General features: G+C 35.0%; 5 protein-coding genes. 2 read left to right on the top strand and 3 right to left on the bottom strand.

What is annotated here, in order from left to right:
• Positions 1-121: 121 nt before the first annotated feature.
• From QLS31_RS15845 to QLS31_RS15835, 3 genes are all read right to left on the bottom strand, one after another.
• Complete coding sequence (locus QLS31_RS15845; protein WP_282744650.1) at positions 122-892, bottom strand: dienelactone hydrolase family protein; 771 nt, start codon at positions 890-892, stop codon at positions 122-124.
• 112 nt (positions 893-1,004) lie between these two features.
• Positions 1,005-3,206, bottom strand: a complete 2,202-nt coding sequence (locus tag QLS31_RS15840; protein WP_282744649.1) for a penicillin acylase family protein — start codon at positions 3,204-3,206, stop codon at positions 1,005-1,007.
• A gap of 16 nt (positions 3,207-3,222) precedes the next feature.
• Entirely contained in the window at positions 3,223-3,675 is a 453-nt protein-coding gene (locus tag QLS31_RS15835) for an Lrp/AsnC family transcriptional regulator (RefSeq protein WP_121342439.1), read from the bottom strand.
• Between the two features lie 230 nt (positions 3,676-3,905).
• Here QLS31_RS15835 and rocD point away from each other — a divergent pair, with 230 nt between their 5' ends.
• Entirely contained in the window at positions 3,906-5,189 is a 1,284-nt protein-coding gene (gene rocD / locus QLS31_RS15830; protein WP_099714931.1) for an ornithine--oxo-acid transaminase, read from the top strand.
• 11 nt (positions 5,190-5,200) lie between these two features.
• The gene (locus tag QLS31_RS15825; protein ID WP_282744648.1) at positions 5,201-6,163 is read left to right on the top strand and encodes an arginase; all 963 of its coding nucleotides are present in this window, start codon (positions 5,201-5,203) and stop codon (positions 6,161-6,163) included.
• Positions 6,164-6,286 lie beyond the last annotated feature (123 nt).

The following is a 6,286-nucleotide window of genomic DNA, read 5'->3' as shown; positions in this document are numbered from 1 at the left end:
AAGTCTACAAGACTCTTCACTCCCAAAATTTGCTGTAAAATTGAATAGATTCATCGCTCTTTTTTTATCAAATATAAGCCTTTTATTTAATTATGGGTAATTGCGGACAATCAATAAAAAATTAGTTCAAAACTTCTTTTAAGAAAGAATTCATACGTTCCCATGAAAGTTTAGCAGCTTTTTCGTTGTAAGCGGCTCCTTTAGAATTATCATTCCCAGCTTCAGGTTCTGTAAAAGCATGTACTGAATTAGCGTAATAAATCATTTCCCAATCCGCTTTTGTATCTCTCATTTCTTGTTGAAAAGCAGTTACTTCTGCAACTGGAACATAAGGGTCATCAGCACCGTGAAGCACTAAAATTTTTGCAGCAATTGGATTATTTACTCTTGCAGCATCTCGTCCTAAACCACCATGGAAAGAAACTGCTCCTTGGATTTTCATTCCTGCTCTTGCAGCTTCAAGTACGCCAGTTCCCCCAAAACAGTAGCCTATGAAAACAATATTATCTGGATTTGCACCTGCTTTCACTAATTGGTCTAAAGCAAGTTGAATGCGTCTTTGATAATCAGCTACATTATTTTTGTAAATACCAGCTTGCTTTCCAGCTTCTTGCGTGTTTGTTGGGTAGTTTCCTTCACCATAAATATCAGCTACAAAAGCATAATAGCCCATGTTTGACAATTTTTCTGCAGATTGTTTGGAATGCGTATCAATTCCTTTCCAAGCGGGAAGGATTAAGATTCCAGGTTTAGTTTTGCCTCCTTTTTTAGGTGCAATTGACAAACCATTTAATTTTTGATTTCCATCCGTGTACTTTACTGCTTTCAATTGTGCAAATGCGCCATTGGAAAGCAATAGAAATCCTAATAAAGCAAAGAAGATATTTTTCATATTGGGTGTTTTTATTTTTACAAATGTCTCAATTAATTAGTCCAAAAATTAGGGCTTTGATTTTTTTAATTTATAACTGTATATTTAATCTTTATGATGAGGAGTTAAAAAACTATTCGCCGGGATGATACGTTTTTTCGGCATTTTTTTGAACATCATCTTTATAAAATAATACATCCTTAAATTGTCCTTTTCGGTACATTTCAGCCTGATCATAAAAATGTTTCGATTTTGGATCACCGCTGTTTCCGCCTGCAAGTATTGATTTGGCTTTTATTTTTGGTCCAAATTCTACTGCGCATACAAAACTGTTACCGTTAGTTCCATAGCGCTTTTTGGTATCTTTTTGATAATTGCTTTTGAAAGCGGGTAAACTTCCCCAAAGCGCGGGTCCGTATCCAATAGGTAGACTTTCCAGGGCATCATTATAATTCATAGCAATCTCGCCGGAAGTTCTCTGGAAACGATTGATTTCTCCCCAAGGAATTTGCCAGGTTTCAAATTTCATTTTCAATTCGTTTATAACTGTTTGTAGTTGAGGAAGCAATTGGTCTGGTGTTGCATTTTTTACAAAATTACGCGTGTTTTCCACTTGGTCCATTTCGCCTTCATTAGTATATACTTTTTGAATAATTGGGTTTAATCTATAAGCCCATTCCACAGCTAAGGTTGTCGCGACAGAATTCTCTTTGGCATAATAATCCCAATTTTTCAATATCGTTATTGGTTCTGACAATTCTGTGTAAAGCGGATTATTGGCACTGATGTTTTTTTCGAAACTGGAAATTAAAGATGGAATTAAAAATTCGAAAGCCGTCAGTTTCGTGTCATAACCGTCGGCAATTACTTTGTCTAATGTATAGGTATTGCCTTTACTTAATAATCGAACCGCATTCAATCCTCTGAAACTTTCTCCATCTGGCGCCATGTAAGGCAAATAGTTTTCCTCTTTTGGACTATTGTCACCAGCCACGGTATAGGGTGTAGAATTACAGTTTTGCAACCAGCCGTTTATGGGATTATAGGAATGAACTGTTTCTGAAACTTCGTGCAATCCTTTCCATTGCGTTGCCGGTGTTGTGCCGTCCATCACTTTTGACCAATTCAGTTTTTTGTCTCGAATAGGAATAAAATTCCCATGCCAGTAGGCAATATTCCCCTCTTTATCTGCATAAACAGTATTATTTGAGGTATTGGCTTTCAAATTCATTGCCGTTTTATACTCTTCAAAACTTTTTGATTTTGTTCTCACCCAGCTTTGTTCCAGACTTTTCATCGACCGATTATTCGATTTTAAGCTAATCCATTTTCCGTCTCTTTTGGCCATGATTGGACCGTGATTGGTGTAATAGGTGTTGAATGTTTTAGGGACCAGTTTCCCGTTTTCAAGATACTTGATGGTTATTTTTTTCTCGATAACCGGAACTAATTTGTTATCGTATTCGTAAAATAGTTTGTTGTTTTTGGTTACGATTTTCTCGGCATACATATCGGCAACATCCACATTTGAAGAGGTATGCATCCAACCGCAGTTTTCATTAAATCCTTGATAAATAAAAAATTGTCCCCATGTTACTGCTCCGTAGGCATTCAATCCTTCTTCACTGCTCATTTGTATTTCTGGTCGAAAATAAAAAGAGGTATGTGGATTAATGTATAAAATTGCACTTCCAGATGCTGTTTTTGAAGGAGCAATTGCAAATCCGTTGGAACCAGTTTGTACGTCTTTTTCACGTTCTATGTAGGCCACTTTATCCGTGTTTCCGGAATAAAAAGCTTTCAATTCTCCGGTTGAAAGATCAGCGGTACTGATTGCCCCAATACTTCCGTCTGTCCAAAGTAATGGAAACCAAGGTTCAAAATGAGTCAATAAAGCGGGTTTTACTTCGGGGTGATTGTATAGGTAAAAGTTGATTCCGTCCGCATAACTGTTTAATAATTTTTTCAACCAAGGTGCTGCTTTTTTATAATCGGCTTTTGCTTCCTCGGTGTCAATCAAAAGTTTAATTTCTAAATCATTATATAAACCTGATTGCCCTTTGATTTCGGAAAGGCGTCCCAATTTTTCAATGTAATTCATTTCTACCCGTTTAAAATCGTCTTCACATTGCGCGTACAACATTCCAAAAACGGCATCGGCATCTGTTTTGCCATATACATGCACAATTCCCCAATTGTCTCGGATAATGGTTACTTGTTGTGAGAGTTTTTTTAGTCTTGCTATTTCTTGGTTTGATATCTTTTGTGAAAACATGGAGAAACTAAAACAAAAAACTAAAACTATCAGTGGTAAATGGTTCTTGAAATATTTCATTTTATGGAATATTATGTTAGAGACTTACATTTCGTTTAAATGCACAACCCAATTCGATTATAGAATCCGTTTTGGCAATACCGGGAATGTTATCTATTTTTTCATACAGAACTTTACGCATGTGTTCGTGATCTCTGGCAATAATTTTTATGTAAAGAGTAAAGGATCCGGTGATGTAATAGCATTCTGTTATTTCAGGAATGTTTTTCAGTTCTTCAATAATCCTGTCTGAATCTTGATCTTTATTTAAGGTAATTCCAGTAAATGAGCCCCAATCGTAACCTACTTTTTTTTCATTAATTAGAGGCTTTATCCCTGTAATTATTCCTTGTTCCATTAATCTATTGATGCGTTGATGCACCATTGTATTTGATATTTTTAGATTAGTAGCTATGGCTGAATACGCCATTCTTCCGTCTTTTTCTAATTCTTTGATAATATTGATGTCGAATTCGTCTAATATATCCATGTTGGTTTGATTATAAATGATGCTTTTGTATTTGTATAAAAGTACTTATTTTTATTTATTTCGAAATGCATCTGTAAATTGAATTGTAAATTTAAAAATGACTTATTTTTAATCTAAATTAAGAAAATATTTTCAAATAGTATCTTTATAAAAGTCAAAATATTTATTTTTATTGGTAAATTAAAAAAAAATAGTAATTTTGTACTTTATTATATTAAAATAGAAACATCATGACACATACAGAACAAAACCTTTCTTCAAAATCTGAAGCGTTGATAGCAAAAGAGAATCAATACGGAGCTCACAATTACCATCCTTTACCTGTAGTTTTAGAAAAAGGCGAAGGTGTTTATGTTTGGGATGTGGACGGAAAAAAATATTATGATTTTTTATCGGCATATTCTGCCGTAAATCAAGGACATTGTCATCCAAAAATTGTTGGTGCCATGATAAAACAAGCGCAAACATTGACCTTGACTTCACGTGCTTTCCATAATGATCAATTAGGACCGTATGAAGAATATGTAACCAAGTATTTTGGTTTTGATAAAGTATTACCCATGAATACTGGTGCTGAAGCAGTGGAAACTGCTTTAAAATTATGTAGAAAATGGGCATATGAAGTAAAAGGAATTCCTGAAAATCAAGCGCAAATCATCGTTTGTGAAAACAATTTTCACGGAAGAACAACAACAATTATTTCATTTTCAAATGATGAAACTGCTCGTAAAAGCTTTGGACCATTCACGGCCGGATTTATAAAAATTCCATACGATGATGTCGAAGCTTTGGAAAACGTATTAAAATCAACACCAAATATAGCAGGATTTTTAGTGGAACCTATTCAAGGTGAAGCAGGAGTTTATGTTCCTACCGAAGGATATTTAGCGAGAACTAAAGCGCTTTGTGAAGCACACAATGTTTTATTTATTGCTGATGAAGTGCAAACAGGAATTGCCCGTACGGGAAGATTATTGGCAACTTGCGGAAATTGTGAGTGTAAAAAAGGTTGTGAAGGTAAACCAGAAGTGAAACCTGATATTCTTATTTTAGGGAAAGCAATTTCTGGGGGTGTGTATCCTGTTTCGGCAGTTTTAGCCAATGATCACATTATGAATGTCATTAAACCGGGACAACACGGTTCTACTTTTGGAGGAAATCCGATTGCAGCTGCTGTTGCTATTGCGGCGCTTGAAGTGGTAAAAGAGGAAAATTTGGCACAAAATGCGGCTTACTTAGGCGAAGTTTTAAGAACAGGACTTAATGAGATTGCTTCCAGAAATTCATTAATTACATTGGTTAGAGGAAAAGGATTATTGAATGCCATTGTTATCAATTGTGATGAAGAATCTGATTTGGCTTGGAATATTTGTATGAAATTCAGCGAATACGGATTATTGGCAAAACCAACACATGGTAATAAAATTCGTTTAGCACCGCCATTAGTAATTACTGAATCTCAAATTTATGAGTGTTTGGGTATTATCGAAAGAGCTTTAAACGATTTCAGATAATTTAAGTGATAATGGGAAAAGCGATAAAATTAATAAAAAACAGATCTGATATAGGTGCTGGTACGCGAGGTTCTGACTTGGGGATTGATGCTATCGAAATCGCTGCAATTAATCAAAACAGTGATTATTTTAATCAATTTGAATTTGAAGATGTAAAAACACACAACGAATCCATTTATGATAAAAATCGAAGTACTTCTGCCAAAAGAATTGAGCATGTTGTAGAGCAGTGCACCAGAGTTTGTAATGCGGTAAAGAAAAATTTAGCAGGGAATTATTTTCCAATTGTTTTATCAGGAGATCATTCTTCGGCGTTAGGGACTTTAAGTGGTATAAAAGCAACTTTTCCGGAGCAAAATATTGGCGTGTTTTGGATTGATGCCCATGCTGATTTGCATTCGCCTTACACTTCACCATCTGGGAATATTCACGGAATGCCATTGTCAGCGGCTCTTGCGGATGATAATTTGAGTTGCCAGAATAATGATGTAGCTCCAGAAACCCAACAACATTGGGAGGAAATGAAAAATATAGGATATAAAGGACCAAAAGTTTTGGCTGAAAATCTGATTTATTTTGGAGTTCGTGATACTGAGGAAGAGGAAGATAAGCAAATTGAAAAATTGAATATCAAGAATTATAAGGTTGATGAAGTGCGTTACAGAGGATTGGAAACGTGTGTCGCTGAAGCTTTGTCAAAATTAACACATTGTGAAGTTTTGTATATTTCTTTTGATGTGGATTCCATGGATTGTGATATGATTTCTTATGGAACAGGAACACCGGTTCCCAAAGGTTTTGATCAGTACGAAATCATAGCGATCATCAATCAAATTATCCAAACAAAAAAAGTTGTTTGCATTGAATTTGTGGAGGTAAATCCTTTATTGGACACCAAAGGAAATAAAATGGCAGAAACTGCTTTTGAGGTTTTGGAAGCTATAACTACAACACTTGTTCTTCCTATTGAATAGTTTATTTTTTTTTTGATTGTCCGCAATTACCCATAATTAAATAAAAGGCTTATATTTGATAAAAAAAGAGCGATGAATCTATTCAATTTTACAGCAAATTTTGGGAGTGAAGAGTCTTGTAGA

This window comes from Flavobacterium sp. XS2P24, assembly GCF_030010285.1.
In the GTDB taxonomy this organism is placed as follows: Bacteria; Bacteroidota; Bacteroidia; order Flavobacteriales; family Flavobacteriaceae; genus Flavobacterium; species Flavobacterium algoritolerans.
The sequence above is the reverse complement of the archived record's forward strand: the minus strand, read 5'-3'. Positions and strand labels throughout refer to the sequence as shown.

What these genes read in the sequence shown, in the direction of transcription:
- QLS31_RS15845 (WP_282744650.1), bottom strand. Translation starts at nt 892, where the DNA reads ATGAAAAATATCTTCTTTGCTTTATTAGGATTTCTATTGCTTTCCAAT.
- QLS31_RS15840 (WP_282744649.1), bottom strand. Translation starts at nt 3,206, where the DNA reads ATGAAATATTTCAAGAACCATTTACCACTGATAGTTTTAGTTTTTTGT.
- QLS31_RS15835 (WP_121342439.1), bottom strand. Translation starts at nt 3,675, where the DNA reads ATGGATATATTAGACGAATTCGACATCAATATTATCAAAGAATTAGAA.
- rocD (WP_099714931.1), top strand. Translation starts at nt 3,906, where the DNA reads ATGACACATACAGAACAAAACCTTTCTTCAAAATCTGAAGCGTTGATA.
- QLS31_RS15825 (WP_282744648.1), top strand. Translation starts at nt 5,201, where the DNA reads ATGGGAAAAGCGATAAAATTAATAAAAAACAGATCTGATATAGGTGCT.